The sequence below is a fragment of the Streptomyces griseiscabiei genome (assembly GCF_020010925.1).
GTDB lineage: Bacteria > Actinomycetota > Actinomycetes > Streptomycetales > Streptomycetaceae > Streptomyces > Streptomyces griseiscabiei.
The window spans coordinates 216,619-234,380 of sequence record NZ_JAGJBZ010000004.1 but is presented as its reverse complement, the minus strand read 5'-3'; the positions used below and the strand labels follow the sequence as shown (position 1 = coordinate 234,380).

Genomic DNA, 17,762 nt, shown 5'->3' with positions numbered 1-17,762 from the left:
GCGGATCTGCTCGGCAGTTCCCAATCGGACTGTCGAACCCAAATCGAATTGAATTCGGGCACGCCGAATTCACCCCGAGTGGGAGATCGTGCTGGTTGGTTTGGGTGCCGCTCGAAGCGGCTGAGGTGCTGTCGCAGAACCGTTAAGGCTCCGTGGCAACCCGGAGAACATTACGGATCGCGGGGCGGACTGTCAAGCATCCCCAGCGTGGCCCGCGGTCAAACGTCGGGCGCCCCTCCACCGTACGGCCTCAGTCGAGGTCGGTGAGACGGCCGCCGGCGTCCGGTTGGGCGTGCTCGACGCGGCGGAGGAGGCGGGTCAGGACCTCGCCCAGGACCGTGCGTTCGAGAGGGGAGAGGTCCTGGAGGAGGTCCTCCTCGAAGACCGAGGCGAGGCGCATGGCCTCCAGCCACTTCTCGCGGCCCTCGGGGTTCAGCTCGACGATGACGCGGACCCGGTTGGTCTCGTCGCGCTCCCTCGTCACCAGGCCCTCGGCGACCATGCGGTCGATGCGGTGGGTCATGGCGGCCGGTGTGAGGCCGAGCCGCTTCGCGAGCTCGCTCGGGCCCATGCGGTAGGGGGCGCCGGAGAGGACGAGGGCCTTGAGGACCTCCCACTCGGCGTTGCTGATGCCGAGCGCCGAGGTCTGCCGGCCGTAGGCGACGTTCATACGGCGGTTGAGGCGGGAGAGCGCCGAGACGATCTTCTCGACCTGGGGGTCCAGGTCCTGGAACTCGCGCTGGTAGGCGGCGATCTGCTCTTCGAGGGTCGGCTCGGCGCTGCCGGAGGTGCCTGGGGTGTCGCCCATGGGCCGAAGTATGGCACGAGGCTGCTTGGCATCGAAGTCCTTCGGCATGTACTGTTTAGGTTCTAAGTTTTAGCTTCGAAGTCTTCACTGCTAACGCTTGCTGGCTTCGGTCGGCGTGCCCGTGCAGTCGGGAGGCTTCCTCTACCTAGGCAGGTGAACGTGACCAGGGGGATGGGCGCAGCGATGCGCCGGATTCACGTGGGTAACGCGCTCGGCGCGTTCGGACTCGGTTTCACGGTCCCGTATCTGTACGTCTATGTGGCGCAGGTGCGGGATCTCGGTGCGACGACGGCGGGGCTCGTGCTCGCGGTCTTCGCCGTGGCCGCGCTGGTGGTGCTGCCCTTCGCCGGGCGGGCCATAGTCCGGCGTGGACCGCTTCCGGTGCTGCTCACCGCCCTGGTCACCGCCGCCGTCGGCTCGCTGAGCCTGGGGCTCGCCTCCACCGCGACGACCGTGCTGTTGTCGGCGGCGGCGCTCGGGGCGGGACAGGCCGTGACACAGCCGGCGCTCGCGACGATGATCGTCGACTGTTCCACCGCGGAGAACCGGTCCCGTGCCTTCGCCACGCAGTTCTTCCTGCAGAACCTCGGGCTCGGGGTCGGCGGGCTGATAGGCGGGCATCTCGTGGATGCCAGCCGCGCGAGCTCCTTCGTCCTGCTGTTCTCCATACAGGCGGCGATGTTCCTGCTGCTCGTGGGTGTGATGGCGACCGTGCGGATGCCTCGGGCGCCGAAGGTCGAGGGTGTCCCGAGCGGGGCGACGGCCAAGGGGAGCTGGAAGCAACTGCTCGGCAATCGGGCCATGGTGCAGCTGTGCGTGCTCGGCTTCGTGCTGTTCTTCGCCTGCTACGGGCAGTTCGAGTCGGGGCTCAGTGCGTACGGGGTGGAGGCGGCCGGGATATCGACGTCCGCGCTCGGTACGGCGCTGGCGGCGAACACCGCGGTGATCGTGGTCGCGCAGTTCGCCGTGCTGCGGTTCGTGGAGCGGCGTCGGCGGTCCCGGGTGATCGCCGCCGTGGGGCTGATCTGGGCCGTGGCGTGGGGTGTGGCCGCGTTCGCCGGGCTGGGGCGGACGAGTGAGGCGATGGCGACGGCGGCGTTCGTGTCGACGTACGCGTTGTTCGGGCTCGGGGAGGCGATGCTGTCGCCGACGGTCGCGCCGCTGGTGGCCGATCTGGCGCCGGTGGGGATGGCTGGGCAGTACAACTCGGCGTTCGCCCTGGTGAAGCAGCTCGCTCTGGCGGTCGGGCCGGCGGTGGGCGGGCCGATGGGGGCGTCGCTGCACGCGGCGTACGTCGTGACGTTCCTGATCTTCTCGTTGGGGATCACGGCGTTGGCTGTGCGGCTGGGGCGGCTGCTGAGTGAGGCGCAGGATCAGCCGTCGTCGGTGAAGAGCCGGGTGGTGGCTCGCGGTGGGGCCACAGTGCCCTCCGGGGTGGTGCGGGCCTGAAAAGCAAGGGGCGCAGCCCCTGCTTCTCAGGGGCGCGGGGAACCGCGCGAGAAGCCCCACACATCCGCACCCGACGACGCACCCCGTTCCTACGTCGTCTTCCTCGGCAGGGCGAACTCGCACCAGACGGCCTTGCCGCCGCCGGGGGCGCGGCGGCTGCCCCAGTTGGAGGCGATGGTGTCGATGATGGCGATGCCGCGGCCGGACTCGTCGGTGGGGTCGGCTCGGCGGCGGCGGGGGAGGTGGTCGTTGCCGTCGGTGACCTCGACGATGAGTCGGCGGTCGGTGCGGCGCAGGCGCAGGCGCATGGGTGGGGTGCCGTGCTGGAGGGAGTTGGCGACGAGTTCGCTGGCGGCGAGGACGCCCAGGTCGTGGAGTTCCGGTGAGAAGCGCCAGCTGCTGAGGACGCCGGAGGCGAAGGCGCGGGCGCGGGGGGCCGCTTCCACGCCGCCGAGGAGTTCCAGGGCGGCGTTGCGGAACAGTTCGCTGTCGGGGCCGACGCGGGCCGGGTGCTGCAGGACGAGGACGGCGACGTCGTCGTCGTGGTCGGCGGTGACGCCCGTCGAGCGGACCAGGCGGTCGCAGACGACCTGCGGGGTGCCCGTGGCGCCGGCCAGGGCGCGTTCCAGGGCGGCGATGCCCTCGTCCAGGTCCTCGTTGCGGCGCTCCACCAGGCCGTCCGTGTAGAAGACGGCGGTGGAGCCCGGGCCGAGGGGGATCGAGCCGGAGGAGTGGGTCCAGCCGCCGGTGCCGAGCGGCGGGCCGGTCGGTTCGTCGGCGCGCAGGACCGTGCCGCTCTCGTCGCGGACGAGGATGGGCAGGTGGCCCGCCGAGGAGTAGACCAGACGGCCCTCGTTGGGGTCGTGGACGGCGTAGGCGCAGGTGGCGATCTGGTTGGGGTCGATCTCCGTGGCCAGGCCGTCGAGGAGTTGCAGGACCTCGTGCGGGGGGAGGTCCAGACGGGCGTAGGCGCGGACCGCCGTACGGAGCTGGCCCATGACGGCGGCGGCGCGGACGCCTCTGCCCATGACGTCGCCGATGACGAGGGCCGTGCGACCGCCGCCGAGGGTGATGACGTCGTACCAGTCGCCGCCGACCGCGGTCTCGGTGCCGCCGGGGTGGTAGACGGCGGCGATGCGCAGGTCGTCGGGTTGTTCGAGCTCCTGGGGGAGCAGCGAGCGTTGCAGGGTGACGGCGGTCTCGCGCTGGCGGCGCTCGCTGGCGCGGAGGCGTTCGGCGGCCTCGGCGTGGTCGGTGACGTCGGCGGCGAAGATCAGTACGCCGCCGTCGCTCTGTCCGGCGCCGCTCGGTACGGCGACCGGGGTGCAGGTGATCGTGTAACTGCGGCCGCTGGGGGCCTTGCGGGACTTGACCGTGCGGGGTCTGGAGCTGCGCAGGACCTGGTCGAGGAGCGGGAGGAGGCCGAGGGCGTCCAGCTCGGGCAGGGCCTCGCGGGCGGGCTCGCCGAGGGGGCGGGCGCCGAAGGCCGCGGCATAGGCGTCGTTGACGTAGGCCGTGCGGTGGTCGGAGCCGTGGACCAGGGCGACGAGGGCCGGGATGCGGTCGAGGATCTCGCGGGTGGGGAGATCGTCGACGGCGGGCACGGTCGGGGGTTCGTCCGGGGGGTCGTCGGTCTGCCGTTCGACACGGGCCGCGGGCACGGAGCCGTCCCCCCGCCGGTCCGGGGTGACCGTGTGTTCGGTCCGCGCTGCGGCGCGGCGCTGCGTACCGGGGAGCCGGGCGCTCCAGCGCGTGAAGTTCACCGAATCCTTGCCTCGTGCCTCGTGTTGTCGTCGCCGGCCGGCTCCGGATCCGGCCGGTGGCCCGGGGGGTCGCCTCGGGTGCGGCGGTGGGGGCGCCTGGTCGTGGGTACGTGTGGGCGAGGGATGGCCCCGCCCGCGATCATGGATCACGTCGCGGACCAGTCTGGCCGACCGGACCGACATCCGTCAGACGTCGGCCCGGACGATGGAGTTCCTGGATCCGGTCAGGACGACCCCTTCGGGTTCTCAGGAGGCTTTCCACCGGCCGCGAGTTCGAACTCCGCACGGGGATGTTCGAGTGATCCGAGCGAGACGATCTCTCGTTTGAAGAGCCCGGAGAGGATCCATTCGGCGAGGACACGGGCCTTGCGGTTGAAGGTCGGCACCCGGCTCAGGTGGTAGACGCGGTGCATGAACCAGGCGGGGTAGCCCCTCAGCTTCCGCCCGTAGACATGGGCGACGCCCTTGTGCAGGCCCAGTGAGGCGACCGAGCCGACGTATTTGTGCGCGTACGTCTCCAGGGGTTCGCCGCGCAGGGAGTGGGCGATGTTGTCGCCGAGGGTGCGGGCCTGGCGTACGGCGTGCTGGGCGTTGGGGGCGGTCTCCTTGCCGGCTTCGGCGGTGACGTCGGGCACGGCGGCGGCGTCACCGGCGGCCCAGGCGTGCGTGACGCCCTCCACGGTCAGCTCGGCGGTGCACTTCAGCCGGCCGCGTTCGTTCAGCGGGAGGTCGGTGGCGGCGAGGATCGGGTGCGGTTTGACCCCGGCCGTCCAGACGACCGTACGGGTGGGGAAGCGGGCTCCGTCGCTGAGGACGGCGACGCGGTCGGCGCACGATTCGAGGCGGGTGTGCAGGCGTACGTCGATGTTGCGGCGGCGCAGCTGGGTGACCGTGTAGCGGCCCATCTCCTCGCCGACCTCGGGGAGGATGCGGTCGGAGGCCTCCACGAGGATCCACTTCATGTCGTCGGGACGCACGTTGTGGTAGTACCGCGCGGTGTACCGGGCCATGTCCTCCAGCTCGCCGAGCGCCTCCACGCCGGCGTAGCCGCCGCCCACGAAGACGAAGGTCAGCGCCGCGTCACGGATCGCGGGGTCGCGGGTGGAGGAGGCGATGTCCATCTGCTCGATGACGTGGTTGCGCAGGCCGATGGCCTCTTCCACGGTCTTGAAGCCGATGGCGTGCTCCGCGAGCCCGGGGATGGGCAGGGTCCGCGAGACCGAGCCGGGGGCGAGCACCAGTTCGTCGTACGTCAGCGGCTCGGGCTCCGTGCCCTCCTCCTCGTTGGCGAGGGTGGTGAGGGTCGCGACGCGCTTGGCGTGGTTGATCGCGGTGGCCTCGCCGATGACGACCCTGCACCGGTCGAGGACGCGGCGCAGCGGCACCACGACATGGCGGGGCGAGATGGAGCCCGCCGCGGCCTCCGGAAGGAAGGGTTGATACGTCATATAGGGGTCGGGGGACACGACGACGATCTCGACGTCGCCGCGTCCGAGTTCCGGTTTCAGCTGTCGCTGCAGACGCAGCGCTGTGTACAGCCCGACGTATCCGCCGCCGACGATAAGGATGCGCATCGGTTCCTTCACCATCCCATGACGCACCTTGCTCGTTGGTTTGTCCACAGGCCCGGCAATTTGTGTGACCGGTCGCCGTGGGGGCGCGGGGTTGGCCGATTTACCGGCGTGTGCGGCAGGTGCGCAGGTCAGATGGTGTGAGCCGGGTGGCAGGAGGGGGCGCAAACCGGACGTAAACCGCCCGTACTCCGATCGAGGGGCGCTCCGTGCGGAACGTGCCCCTTCTGAATTGACTCCCTCTCAACTATGTTCGTGTGTCGACGGGGTGTAGGGGGGATGCGTTCAAGAGATCCGGTCGGCTCGGGACCGAGGTCGGGAGCCGGGTCGGGTCTCCGACGAAGGTGATCGGTGACCGCCGAGGACCTTGGACGCTCGTTCCGTCGCTCCGGCTTCCGATGACGGGGAGAGTCTCCGGGGGGAGACGTCATTACCGGGGGAACACGTATGCATATTCAGGAGTCTCATTGGTCGTCCGCGTCCACCATCGCACCCGGCGGTGCGATCGGCTCGGCGGGCGGCAACGGACGCGGTGACGGAGTGCGGTCCACTCCGCTCCGCGTGGACGCACAGCGCAATCTTGAGCACGTGCTGCGCGCGGCACGTGAGGTCTTCGGCGAGCTGGGATACGGCGCGCCGATGGAGGACGTGGCCCGCCGGGCGCGGGTCGGTGTCGGCACGGTGTACCGGCGCTTCCCGAGCAAGGACGTCCTGGTCCGCCGGATAGCCGAGGAGGAGACGTCCCGGCTCACCGAACAGGCCAGGGTGGCGCTCGGTCAGGAGGAGGACCCGTGGCAGGCGCTGTCGCGGTTCCTGCGGACGTCGGTGGCCTCGGGTGCCGGGCGGCTGCTGCCGCCGCAGGTGCTGCGGGTCGGGGTCGCGGACGACGTGGCCGGGGCCGACGGGATCGGCGCGATCGTCGTGGACGAGGCGCGGGTGCCGCAGCAGCGGGTGCAGCCGACGGCCGAGCTTCGGCTGGTGCCGGCGGACGCGGGTCCGGGTGGTGTCTCCGGCGCCGGTGGTCTCGGCGGGCCGGTGGACGACGCCGGGGCCTCCGCCCTGCTCGAGGTCGTGGGGCAGTTGGTGGAGCGGGCTCGGGCGGCCGGTGAGCTGCGCGAGGACGTGACCGTGGCGGATGTGCTGCTGGTGATCGCCACGGGGGCGCCGGCCCTGCCCGACGCGGCGCAGCAGGCTGCCGCGTCGGCTCGGTTGCTGGACATTCTGTTGGAGGGGTTGCGGTCTCGGCCTGCCTGATCGTGGGCGGGTGAGGGGTCGGTCTCTCCGGGGCGGTGTGGGGTGGATTTTCGCCCCCGCCGCCCCTTCCCGTCCCCTCCCTTCAAAGGGCTGCGCCCCTTTGACCCCCAGCGTCCGTCCGGTAGGGGTTCTCGCGCCGTTCCCCGCGCCCCTGGAAAAGGGGCCTTCGGCCCTTTCCAGGGGTTTGGTTTCACCTTTGCGTTACTCGTATGGGTGAACTCGTGTTCTGAGGTCTGGGAAGTCCGCTCGGACGAGTGGTATGTCGTAGTGCTGGGGGCTGAACAAAAGCCAATATGGCACTCTGCCCTGGTGTTCGGGACTGGGTCGGCTGGTGGCGGGGGCTTCCGCGATGGGGCGTGACGGACGGGACGGGTCGGGGTCGGAGCCGGAGGTGGAGGCGGAACCTCAGGTGCCCAGCCAAGGGGGGCGGGGGGTTCCGGCGCAGTGGGACCGGTCCGACTCCGGGGTGCTGCCGCCGCGCGCGCCCGCCGACACCGATCTGATCGCGTGGATGCGGTCGGGGGACGACTCCGCGTACGAGGAGCTGTACCGGCGGCACGCGGAGGCCGTGCGCCGGTACGCGCGCACCTGCTGCCGGGACGCCCACACCGCCGACGACCTGACCGCCGAGGTCTTCGCCCGCATGCTGCAGGCGGTACGGGGCGGCTCCGGCCCGGAGCACGCCGTACGGGCGTATCTGCTCACCTCCGTGCGCCGGGTCGCGGCCACCTGGACGAGTTCCGCGCAGCGGGAGCAGCTGGTCGACGACTTCGCGGTGTTCGCGGCGCAGGCGGCGCGCGGGGCCGAGGTGTCGGACACCGACACGCTCGATCTCGGCGCGGATGTGCGGGCGATGCACGAGGCCGAGCAGTCGATGGCGATGCAGGCGTTCCGTTCGCTGCCGGAGCGGTGGCAGGCCGTGCTCTGGCACACGGAGGTCGAGGACGAGTCGCCGAGCGAGGTCGCCACGCTGTTCGGGCTGGACGCCAACGGCACGCGGGTGCTGGCCAGCCGGGCCCGGGAAGGGCTCAAGCAGGCGTATCTGCAGGCCCATGTGAGCGCCGCGCTCGCCGGGAACTCCGCGGAGTGCGGGCGGTACGCCGACCGGCTCGGCGCGTACGCCCGGGGCAGCCTGCGGACACGGGCCGAGCGGGGGCTGCGCGCGCACCTGGAGGAGTGCGCGGCGTGCCGGCTGGCCGCCGGGCAGATCAAGGAGGTCGCGAGCGGCATCCCGGCCGTCGTACCGGTCGCGGTCATCGGCTGGTTCGGCGCGGCCGGATACGCGAAGGTGGCCGCGCTCGTCGCCGGTGGCGCGGGGGCCGGGGCCGCGGGCGCGGCCGCCGCGGCAAGCGGGGGTTCCGGCGCCGGTGCGGGCGGCGGGGCCGCCGCGGAGGGGCTGGGCGCGCCGGCGAAGGTGGGCATCGCGGTGAGTGTGGCCGGGATGGTCGCCGCGGCGGTGGCGCTCGCGCTGGCCAACGACGAGGTGGAGCCCAAGGAGCCGTCGGCCAGGCCGTCCGCGTCGCGGTCCGTCGAGGCCGCGCCGGAGGCGGAGCCGTCGGCACCGCCGGAGGAGCCCGCGCCGGACGCGCCCGCCGTGGTGGTGCCGGTGGCCAAGGCGCTGCCGACACCGAGGCCGTCGCCCTCGCCCTCACGGGCCGAGCCGCCGGCGCCGTCCGCGAAGCCCACACCTGCTCCCACACCCACACCCGAGCCGACACCGACACCGACGCCCGCGCCACCGAAGCCGTCTCCCACACCGCCGGCCCCGACGCCCCCTCCCCCACCACCGCCTCCGGCCGTCTACCAGTGGAACGAGCTGCGGTACGGCGTCCTCGGCGACGGCACCGGGCCCGAGATGCGGCTCGGGGAGAGCAGTTGGGTCTGGCAGCGGTACGGCATGGCGATCGCCGGGAAGCGGTACGCGAACGGCGTGACCGTGCACGGCCGCTCCTCCGTGACCATCGACCTCAACCGCCGGTGCGGCTCGTACGACGCGCTCGTCGGCGTCGACGATCTGACGCACGGCCTCGGCGAGGTCTACTTCTCCGTCTACGGCGACGGGGTGCGGCTGTGGAAGTCCGGGCTGGTGCGGGGCGGGGACCCGGCGGTCCCGGTGCGGGTGAGTCTCAGCGGGCGGGAGACGGTACGGCTGGTCGTCGAGCCGCACGGCCACCAGGTGCTGCCGGTGCTGGCGGACTGGGCGGAGTCGCGGTTCACCTGTGAGTGAGGCTCAGGGGCGGCTGCCGTCCGAGGCGGCCTTCAGGGCGGCCGACAGGTCGGCCAGGGCCTCGGACGGGGTGTAGGCCGCGCCGAGGGTGCGTTCGGCCGCGTAGCGGTCGGGGCCCAGGGCGGTGAGCGCCGCGGTCTCCGCGTGCCCGGCGTCGTGCCGGGCGGGGAGCGGCAGCGGGCGGGGGTGTTCGCCGCGCCAGGCGGTTCCGGCGGCGAGGAGGCGCGCCGCGCGGCCGTGGTCGCCGAGGCCGGACAGTACGGTCGCGGCGCTGTCGGCCATCGCCGCCGTCACGGTCTCCGCGCACTGGTTGTCCACGGCGGTACGGAAGGCCTCGGCCAGTCGGCGCAGGCCGGCCTCCGGGCCGGACTCGGCGGTCGTGAGCAGGCCGTCGACCAGGTCCAGGAACGCCCTGTGCTGGGGCGGGGGCGTGCCTCGCAGGGTCTCCTCGGCGGACAGCCGCCACAGCTCGCGGGCATGGGCGGTCTCGCCGTCGACCAGCTCCATATGGGCGCGCAGCAGCCAGACGAACGCACGGGAGTCCGGGGCGCCGAAACGTTCGGCCGCGGCGGCGGCCTCGTCCAGCGCGGTCAGGGCGGCCTCCCGGTCGCCCAGGCGGTAGGCGATCTCGCCGAGGCGGGCGATCAGGAACGGGGCCTCGGCGTTCGCGCCCACCTCGTACGCGAGGCGCAGGGCCTCCTCGTACTCGCCCCTGGCCTCCGTGAAACGGCCCCGGGTCATCGCTGCCTCCCCGGCGGCGCTGCGGACCTGGGCGCTCATCCAGCGGTCGCCCACGCGGTCGGCGATCGTACGGAGTTCGGCGAGGTCGTCCTCGACGCCGCGCAGGTTGCCGGAGGAGTCGACGAGCATATGGGTGCGGAGCATCAGGGTGAAGCCGACCTCCCAGTCGCCGCCGTGTTCACGGCAGTTGGCGACCGCCTCGTCCATGAGCGCGCGGATGTCGACCGAGACGGCGCCGTCCAGGACGTACGCGGTCAGGGGCCAGACCAGGCCCGGGAAGCGCGCCGCGGCCGGACCGGTGTGGCCGGACTCCCGCTTCAGACGCGCCACGTACGCGCGGGCCGTCGGGTCGTCCGGTACGCCGATGGGGCCGGACTCCGCGGCCAGGGCGAGGTGGAGGAGGCGCAGGGTGATGCGTCGGCTGTGGTGGGGGTGGGGGGTGGGTTCGCGTTCGGGTTCGGCGAGGAATGCGGCGATGTGGTCGGTGGCGGAGGGTCGGGTCGTGGTGGCGCCGTGCGGGGCCGTGGCGAGGGTCAGGATCCGGTCGACCCAGCGGGTGCCCTCGTGGCGGAAGTTGCGGAGCCACCAGAACCAGCCCATGGAGAGGGCGAGCTCGGTGGCGGCGGGTTCGTCGGCGGCGGTGACGGCGCGGTCGAGGGCGGCCCGGATGTTGTCCAGGTCGGTCTCCAGGCGGTGGATCCAGGGAAGTTGGTCGGCCGAGCGGAGGCGGGGGTCGGCCTCGGTCAGCAGGTCCAGGACCCAGGCGTGATGCCGGCGCTCCGCCGCCGCCCGGAGCGCCGGCGTCTCGGCCGCCCGTTCCGTGGCGTACTCGTGGATCGTCTCCAGCATGCGGTAGCGCATGACGCCGGGGTCGTGCCGGGAAGGGGCCGCGACGATCAGGGACTTGTCGACGAGGGCGCCGAGGGTGTCGGCCGCCGATCCAGGGGCGGGGTCAGAGGCAGAGTCAGGGGCGGGGCCGGTGCGCGGGCCGGTGGGCGGGGCGGGGGCCGGGTTCGGCCGGGCGCAGATCGCTTCGGCTGCTTCCAGGTCCCAGCCGCCGGCGAAGACGGAGACCTCGCGGAGGAAGGTGCGTTCGGAGTCGTCGAGGAGGTCCCAGGACCAGTCGACGACCGCGCGCAGGGTCTGCTGGCGGGGCAGGGCCGTACGGCTGCCCGAGGTCAGGAGGCGGAAGCGGTCGTCGAGGCGGTCGGCGATCTGGCGTGGGGTGAGCAGGCGCAGCCGGGCGGCGGCCAGTTCGATGGCCAGGGGCAGACCGTCGAGGCGCCGGCAGATCTCGGCGACGGCCTCGGGGTCGGCGCGGAGCACGGCCTCCGCGTCGGGGCGCACGGACGCGGCGCGCTCCGCGAGAAGGCGGTGGGCCGGGGCCGGGAGCAGGGGCTCCACCGGGCGTACCGACTCGCCCGGCACGCCCAGGGGTTCACGGCTGGTGGCGAGGATCGTGAGGCCGGGGCAGTGGGTGAGCAGCGTCTCGGCCAGCCCGGCGGCGGCGTCGATCACGTGTTCGCAGTTGTCGAGGATCAGGAGCAGCTCCCGGTGGGCGCAGTGCTCCACGAGGAGGCCGACGGGGTCGTCCTGCGCCCCCGCCGTCTCCTTGGTGAACAGGACCGTCTCGCGCAGCCCGAGGGCGCTGACCACGGCGCCCGGCACGGCTTCCGGCCGGTCGAGCGGGGCGAGTTCCGCCAGCCACGCAAGGGGGTGGGTACGGGCGGCCTCCTCGGCGAGGCGGGTCTTCCCGGAGCCGCCGGGGCCGGTGAGGGTGAGGAGCCGGGTCGTGCGCAGGTCGTCACGGAGGGCGTCGAGTTCGCGTGCGCGGCCCACGAAGGAGGTCAGCCGGGGGCGGAGGTTGCCGGTGCGGGGGTGGGGGGTCGTGGGGTCGTTCGAACGGGGGTGGCTCGCCTCCTGGGCGGAGGGCCCCGTTCCGGGGGCCAGCAGGGTCGCGTGGAGCGTGCGCAGGGCCGGGCCGGGGTCCGTGCCCAGGGTGTCCCGCAGGGATCGGCGTACCGCCTCGTAGGCCGTCAGCGCCTCCGCCGTACGGCCCGACGCGTGCAGGGCCCGGATCAGGAGGGCGTGCAGCGGCTCGTCGTAGGGGTTGGTGCCGGTGAGTTCCCGGAGTTCCGGTACGAGATCGGGGGCGTGGCCGCGTCGCAGGTCCGCCTCGATCCTGGTGCGGGTCGCCTCGGCGTGGAGGGCTTCGGGGCGGGCGGCGGCGGTGCGGTCGGGGAGGTCGGCCAGGGCCGGACCGCGCCAGAGCGCCAGGGCCTCGCGGGCGGTGGTGGCGGCGGTGGCCGGATCACCGTGGGCGAGGGCCGCCTTGGCGTCCTTCGCCAGCTGCTCGAAGGCGAAGAGGTCCACCGCGGCGGCGGTGGTGATCAGCCGGTAGGCGCCGGGTTCCGAGGCGATCGCCCGTCCGCCGAGGGCCCGGCGCAGACGGGCGACCAGGGCCTGCAGCGCGGCGGGGGCGTCCGCGGGCGGGGAGGCCGACCAGATGTCGTCGATGAGGGTGGGGACGGGGACGGGCCGGCCGGGGCGGAGGGCCAGGGCGGTGAGCAGCGCGCGGAGCCTGGGGCCGCCGAGACGCACGCGGGCACCCTGGTCGTCCTCTGCCCGGGCCGGCCCCAGGATCGCGTAGCGCACCGGATCATTGTCGCCGGGGCCGGGCGGGGGTGGTGGGGGTGGCGGGGCTTTTCTCGCGCCCGTCACCGCCCGTCACCGTCTACTTGACCGTCACCGAGTCGCCGTACGCCGTCGCTCCGCTCGTCGTGGAGGTCGCGGCGGCCTTCCAGCGCCAGGTTCCCGAGGAGTTGGCGGTGACGGTCGCGCGGAGCTTGCCGACGGAGTCGGTGGTGACCGTCCTGACCGTGGTGTACGTCGAGGTGCCGGACCGCTTGAACTGCAGGGCGACGGAGCGGCCGGCGTGCGGGACGTAGGTGTTGGTGTTCCAGTCGGCCCGGGTCAGCGTGCCGGTGACGGTGAGCTTGCCGCCCTTGGCGACGGGCTCGGGGCCGGCCTGGGTGGTGGCGAGCCTGGCCAGGCGCTTCACCTGGATCCTGGCGCTGGTCTCCAGGTCGTAGAAGTCGCTGTCCTTGGCGACGGCCTCGGCGGTGAAGCGCCAGGTGCCGGCCGAGCTGTTCCTGAGGTCGTAGTAGTCGGTGCGGTCGGCGTCCAGGGTGAACTTGAACACGCACTTCATGGTGGTGGAGGAGGGTCTCGCGCAGTCGGCGGTGCGGGCGTGGACGATTCGGTCGTCGGAGCTGACGAGCTTGGCCCCGAGGATGCCGTTGATGCCGGACCGGTCCTTCGCCGTGGCGGCCACGCTGACCGTCCGGGCCGCGCTGACGCCCACGTTGAAGGTCTTCTCGTTGAAGTTCACCGAGGTGAAGACCGTGTCGCCCTTCGCGGTGTCCGCGTGGGCGGTGGCGGGGACGAGCAGCGGGAGCAGCACCGAGGTGCCGAGGGTGGCGACGGCGGCCGTACGTGTACGCATGGTTCTCCTGCACAGGGGCTACGGCACCTCGGGCGCGCCATGCGTCGGGGGGCGCGTATGTGCGGGTGAGGTGCTGGGGAGCCGGACGTCTGTCCGATCCCGAAGGAGACCACCGGCGGACCCCGTTGGTTGTACGCATCCGGATGCTGAGACTCCGCTACGCCTGCCGGGCCGTCGCCCCCGCGCCCAGGGCGCCCCGCTGAGGGGTGATGCCCGCCGGTACCGCGCGCTGTCGGGCCGGGGTGCCGGTCCAGCAGGTGCCTCGGCGGGAGAGGAGGCGGCGCAGCCAGAGTTCGAGGGCGACGAGGTCGGCGAGGCCGTCGAGCGGGAGGGGTTCGCCCTCGGCGGCGGCACGGAGGGCCTTGCGGACGACTCGGGCCTCGACCAGGCCCGCCTGGGCGAGGAGGGGCGTGTCGAAGAGGGTGATGAGGGTGTCGGCGGCGACCCGGAGACCGGTGCGGACGGCGGCGTGGGAACTGGCGTGCGAGGGGGCGCCCCAGCCGGGCGGGAGGTCGGTGACTCCGGCGCCCTCCAGGACCGTACGGAGGATCGCGGCGCGGGCGCCCGGCTGGACGCGCAGGGCCTCGGGGAGGGCGCGGCAGGCGCGGACGACCTGGTTGTCGAGGAAGGGGGTGTGCAGGCGCTGGGAGCGGATTTCCACGGCCTGTTCGAGGACACGCAGGTCCGCGGCGTGGCGGGCCAGGGCCGCGCGGGCGCGGAAGTCGCCGGGGCGCTGGCCGGGGCCGACGGTGGAACGGCCTGTCGTCGCACCCAGGCGAATCGATACTTCTGCCAGCGCCTCGCCGGTCAGCCAGCGGGCGGCGGGCCCCGGTCTCGCCCAGGTGAGGGCGGCGAGCGAGGCGCCCACCGCGCCGCCCGGCTCCTCGAAGCGGCGCTGCATCAGACGGGTGGCGAGGACCTCGACACCGGAGCGGTACGGGGTGCGGGACAGCTTCCGCGCGGCGCTGTACACGCGCGCGGGGACCATCACCGAGCCGTCGGCCTTGGCGAGGGCGGCGACCGGGCGGACCAGATGACGGCGTTTGCGGTCCATCAGGAGGTCGGCGAGGCGGGCGGGGTGGGCGTCCAGGACCTGGCGGGCGCCGTACCCGGTGAAGTGGTCCGCGCTGCCGGAGGCGAGCCGGGCGCGGTGGCGGGCGGCGGTCACCAGGGAGGGGCCCGGCTCGTCGGTCAGCGGGACGTCGAGATCGGCGTACGGAAGGACCTCCTCGCCGCCGGTCACGACCACGTGGTGGAGGCGGGGGTTGGCGGCGAGGGTGCCCGCGCGCTGCAGTTCGGTCTCGCGGCCGGAGGTGGCCAGGTCGTTGAAGGTGACCGCGAGGAGGCGTTCGCCGGCGCCCGTGCCATGGCCGAGGACCGTGCCGGGGGCGCCGGGGAGGCCGGCGGCGAGCAGGGCCAGGGTGCCGGAGGCGGGGCCGCCGGAGACATCGGCGCCGATGCCGGGGACGGGCATGCCCCGGGCGGCGCGGCGCTCGGCGGGGCCCATGCCGGGGACCGGGCCGGGATCGACGTCGGGGACATGGCGGGGGGCCGAGAGGCGGACGCGGACGGACTCCACGAGGGCGTCACGGACGGCGTCCACCGCGCTGGCCGGGTCGGCGGAGGGGGCCGCGACCGCGAGGGAGGCGACCGGCTCGTATCCGGCGATCTCCCGCGCCCCGGCGCGCAGGATCAGTGCGTGCCCCGGAGGAATGCGGCGCACGCCGTCGTACGGCGTGGAGTCCTGGAGGGCGTCCGGTACGTCGGGGGCGGCCAGCAGGGCGGCGAGATGCCCGAAGTCGAGGTTGGCCTCGATGAGGTCGGCGAGCGGCAGGGCGGCCGTCGCGTACGCCGTGCCGCCCGCCCAGGGGGTGTGGAAGACCGGGCGCGCGCCCGCGAGGTCACCGCAGACCGTCACCCGGCGGCCGACCTGGACGACGGCGGTGTAGCTGCCGGGCCAGGCGGTGAGGTGGCGCAGGGCGCCGCCGCGGGCGGCGAACAGGCCCACGCGCAGCTGCTCGTCGGAGGCGCCGCAGCTGCCGAGGACGGCGATACGGGTCTGGGCGTCGGCCTGCACGACCCGCACCTCGTCGGGGCGCCAGTCGCCGACCGCCCACAGCGGATCGGGGTCGCCCCACAGCAGATGGGAGCCGACCGGACGCACGGTCTCGCCGTCGAGTCCGGTGGCGCCGGCGGAGCCGTAGACGGGCGCGCCAGCGGCGGTACTGCTCCATCCCACCAACCACCGCATCGACGCCTCCACAGGCTGTGGACAACCGGTGCACCGCACGAACGGTCCCCATGCTGCCACGAAGGAGGCTTGCCGGAGGGCGTGCGGCGCGGCTTGCACACCGGTAAGTGCGCCCCTGGGGAGCCGCCCGTGCTCCCCCGTCACACCCCCAAGTCGCCCTGGAAGTGGGGTGGTCGACAAAGGCGGACCCTGGGTCTACGACGTGAATGCGCCCCCGGTACGCTCCCCCAAAACACCTAACGCGCCCTCAACAGACGTGGTCGGAGCGGTATTCACCCTCGACGACCACCGTCGATTTTCGGCCAAATCGGCCCCGAAGGGCGAAGTCGGCCTGCCCTCCGTACCACCCCCGATGACGACACAGCGTCAACGCACAGTCCGGGAGGCGGAGTTCGCCTCCCGGACCGGTCCGCCGCCCGCGGGGATGTAGGCGGCGGTGTCCCCCAGCCCACTGGATCCAGTACAGCGGGCCGACCCACGCAGGACCATGGAACCGCTCCCCCGATGGCCGGAGAAGAGCGCACGGACAGGCGCACGGCCACACAACGGGAGCACGTGACAACACTCCGTACTTCGTCCGCAAATTCGTACGGACCACAATCCCGCCATCCGGATTTGGGCCCCTTAACGCTTGGGATGCGGCGAACTACGCTGGGTTTACGAATGCCGCGTGCCTATGCCGCCGCGGCAGCCGTCTGTTCGAGGGGTGGCGCAATGTCCAGGGAGCAACGCGGGCCGAACGAAAAGCTCGGCGCCGTTCTCGCCCTCGCGGGAATCAGCAACGCAGGACTCGCGCGTCGCGTCAACGACCTTGGCGCCCAGCGAGGACTGACACTTCGCTACGACAAGACCTCGGTGGCGCGCTGGGTGTCGAAGGGCATGGTGCCGCAGGGCGCCGCGCCCCATCTCATCGCCGCCGCGATCGGCCAGAAGCTCGGCCGCCCGGTGCCGCTCCACGAGATCGGCCTGGCGGACGCGGATCCCGCCCCCGAAGTGGGCCTCGCCTTCCCCCGTGACGTCGGCCAGGCCGTGCGCGCGGCCACGGAGCTGTACCGCCTCGACCTCGCCGGCCGCCGTGCCGGCACCGGCGGCATCTGGCAGTCCCTCGCCGGATCGTTCGCCGTGAGCGCGTACGCGACTCCCGCCTCACGCTGGCTGATAACCCCGGCCGACAGTTCGGTGGCACGCGAGGCGGGCTCCGCGGAGGGCTCCGGGTCGCCGCTGAAGGTCGGCCACAGCGATGTGCAGAAGTTGCGTGAGGCCGCCGAGGACGCCAGGCGCTGGGACTCCAAGTACGGGGGCGGCGACTGGCGTTCGTCGATGGTGCCGGAGTGCCTGCGGGTCGAGGCGGCGCCGCTGCTGCTCGGCTCGTACTCCGACGAAGTGGGCCGCGCGCTCTTCGGAGCGTCCGCGGAACTCACCCGCCTCGCCGGTTGGATGGCCTTTGACACGGGTCAACAGGAAGCCGCGCAGCGGTACTACATCCAGGCGCTGCGGCTGGCCCGGGCGGCGGCCGACGTGCCGCTGGGCGGGTACGTCCTCGCCACCATGTCGTTGCAGGCGACCTACCGGGGCTTCGGCGACGAGGGCGTCGACCTCGCGCAGGCCGCGCTGGAGCGCAACCGGGGGCTGGCCACCGCGCGCACGATGAGCTTCTTCCGGCTCGTCGAGGCGAGGGCCCACGCGCGCGCGGGCGACGCGGTCGCCGCCGGCGCGGCCCTCAAGGCCGCCGAGGGGTGGCTGGAGCGAGCCCGGGACGGCGACCACGACCCGACCTGGCTCGGTTTCTACGGCTACGACCGGTTCGCCGCCGACGCGGCGGAGTGCTACCGCGACCTCAAGGCACCGCGTCAGGTGCGCCGCTTCACCGAGCAGGCGCTGTCGCGGCCGACGGAGGAGTTCGTACGCTCGCACGGGCTGCGGCTCGTCGTGTCGGCGGTCGCGGAGCTGGAGTCCGGCAATCTCGACGCGGCGTGCGAGCAGGGCGTGCGGGCGGTGGAGGTCGCGGGGCGCATCTCGTCCGCGCGCACCACCGAGTATGTGAAGGATCTGCTGCATCGGCTGGAGCCGTACGGGGACGAGCCGCGGGTGATCGAGCTGCGGGAGAGGGCGCGGCCGTTGTTGATGACGCCGGCGTAGGTTCTGGGGCGCCTGCCCGTCTGCCGGGTTCGTGTTCGTTCGGCGGGTGCGGGT

10 protein-coding genes are annotated in these 17,762 nt (G+C 73.2%); 4 read left to right on the top strand and 6 right to left on the bottom strand.

The window, feature by feature from the left end:
• Positions 1 to 250: 250 nt before the first annotated feature.
• Positions 251 to 808 (bottom strand): MarR family winged helix-turn-helix transcriptional regulator, encoded by a 558-nt coding sequence (locus J8M51_RS40435; RefSeq protein WP_086752499.1) that lies wholly within the window; start codon positions 806 to 808, stop codon positions 251 to 253.
• Positions 809 to 979: 171 nt separating this feature from the next.
• Between J8M51_RS40435 and J8M51_RS40430 the strand changes: the two genes are divergently transcribed.
• Positions 980 to 2,257 carry an MFS transporter gene (locus tag J8M51_RS40430; RefSeq protein ID WP_179202885.1) on the top strand — a complete coding sequence of 426 codons (1,278 nt, stop codon included), beginning with the start codon at positions 980 to 982 and terminating at the stop codon, positions 2,255 to 2,257.
• An 89-nt stretch (positions 2,258 to 2,346) separates the two neighbouring features.
• On the opposite strand, the gene J8M51_RS40425 is transcribed toward J8M51_RS40430, so the two are convergent.
• Positions 2,347 to 4,020, bottom strand: coding sequence for an ATP-binding SpoIIE family protein phosphatase (locus tag J8M51_RS40425; RefSeq protein ID WP_216591321.1), 1,674 nt, complete (start codon positions 4,018 to 4,020; stop codon positions 2,347 to 2,349).
• Positions 4,021 to 4,244: 224 nt separating this feature from the next.
• The gene (locus J8M51_RS40420) at positions 4,245 to 5,609 is read right to left on the bottom strand and encodes an NAD(P)/FAD-dependent oxidoreductase (RefSeq protein ID WP_267299942.1); all 1,365 of its coding nucleotides are present in this window, start codon (positions 5,607 to 5,609) and stop codon (positions 4,245 to 4,247) included.
• A gap of 429 nt (positions 5,610 to 6,038) precedes the next feature.
• Between J8M51_RS40420 and J8M51_RS40415 the strand changes: the two genes are divergently transcribed.
• Positions 6,039 to 6,845, top strand: a complete 807-nt coding sequence (locus tag J8M51_RS40415) for a TetR/AcrR family transcriptional regulator (RefSeq protein WP_216591323.1) — start codon at positions 6,039 to 6,041, stop codon at positions 6,843 to 6,845.
• A gap of 349 nt (positions 6,846 to 7,194) precedes the next feature.
• Positions 7,195 to 9,072: a sigma-70 family RNA polymerase sigma factor gene (locus tag J8M51_RS40410; RefSeq protein WP_267299941.1), complete on the top strand. Its 1,878-nt coding sequence runs from the start codon at positions 7,195 to 7,197 to the stop codon at positions 9,070 to 9,072.
• Positions 9,073 to 9,075: 3 nt separating this feature from the next.
• Here J8M51_RS40410 and J8M51_RS40405 read toward each other — a convergent pair whose 3' ends face one another.
• The 3 genes from J8M51_RS40405 to J8M51_RS40395 all read right to left on the bottom strand — a co-directional run bounded on the left by J8M51_RS40405 (position 9,076) and on the right by J8M51_RS40395 (position 15,569).
• Entirely contained in the window at positions 9,076 to 12,468 is a 3,393-nt protein-coding gene (locus tag J8M51_RS40405; protein WP_267299940.1) for an AfsR/SARP family transcriptional regulator, read from the bottom strand.
• A 79-nt stretch (positions 12,469 to 12,547) separates the two neighbouring features.
• The gene (locus J8M51_RS40400; protein WP_086755248.1) at positions 12,548 to 13,318 is read right to left on the bottom strand and encodes a hypothetical protein; all 771 of its coding nucleotides are present in this window, start codon (positions 13,316 to 13,318) and stop codon (positions 12,548 to 12,550) included.
• A 157-nt stretch (positions 13,319 to 13,475) separates the two neighbouring features.
• A complete protein-coding gene (locus tag J8M51_RS40395; RefSeq protein WP_086755247.1) occupies positions 13,476 to 15,569 on the bottom strand; it encodes an asparagine synthase-related protein in 2,094 nt (697 codons plus the stop codon).
• Positions 15,570 to 16,283: 714 nt separating this feature from the next.
• On the opposite strand from J8M51_RS40395, the gene J8M51_RS40390 reads away from it, so the two are divergent.
• Complete coding sequence (locus J8M51_RS40390) at positions 16,284 to 17,708, top strand: MFS transporter (protein WP_086755246.1); 1,425 nt, start codon at positions 16,284 to 16,286, stop codon at positions 17,706 to 17,708.
• Positions 17,709 to 17,762 lie beyond the last annotated feature (54 nt).

What these genes read in the sequence shown, in the direction of transcription:
- J8M51_RS40435 (WP_086752499.1), bottom strand. Translation starts at nt 808, where the DNA reads ATGGGCGACACCCCAGGCACCTCCGGCAGCGCCGAGCCGACCCTCGAA.
- J8M51_RS40430 (WP_179202885.1), top strand. Translation starts at nt 980, where the DNA reads ATGGGCGCAGCGATGCGCCGGATTCACGTGGGTAACGCGCTCGGCGCG.
- J8M51_RS40420 (WP_267299942.1), bottom strand. Translation starts at nt 5,609, where the DNA reads ATGGTGAAGGAACCGATGCGCATCCTTATCGTCGGCGGCGGATACGTC.
- J8M51_RS40415 (WP_216591323.1), top strand. Translation starts at nt 6,039, where the DNA reads ATGCATATTCAGGAGTCTCATTGGTCGTCCGCGTCCACCATCGCACCC.
- J8M51_RS40410 (WP_267299941.1), top strand. Translation starts at nt 7,195, where the DNA reads ATGGGGCGTGACGGACGGGACGGGTCGGGGTCGGAGCCGGAGGTGGAG.
- J8M51_RS40400 (WP_086755248.1), bottom strand. Translation starts at nt 13,318, where the DNA reads ATGCGTACACGTACGGCCGCCGTCGCCACCCTCGGCACCTCGGTGCTG.
- J8M51_RS40395 (WP_086755247.1), bottom strand. Translation starts at nt 15,569, where the DNA reads ATGCGGTGGTTGGTGGGATGGAGCAGTACCGCCGCTGGCGCGCCCGTC.
- J8M51_RS40390 (WP_086755246.1), top strand. Translation starts at nt 16,284, where the DNA reads ATGTCCAGGGAGCAACGCGGGCCGAACGAAAAGCTCGGCGCCGTTCTC.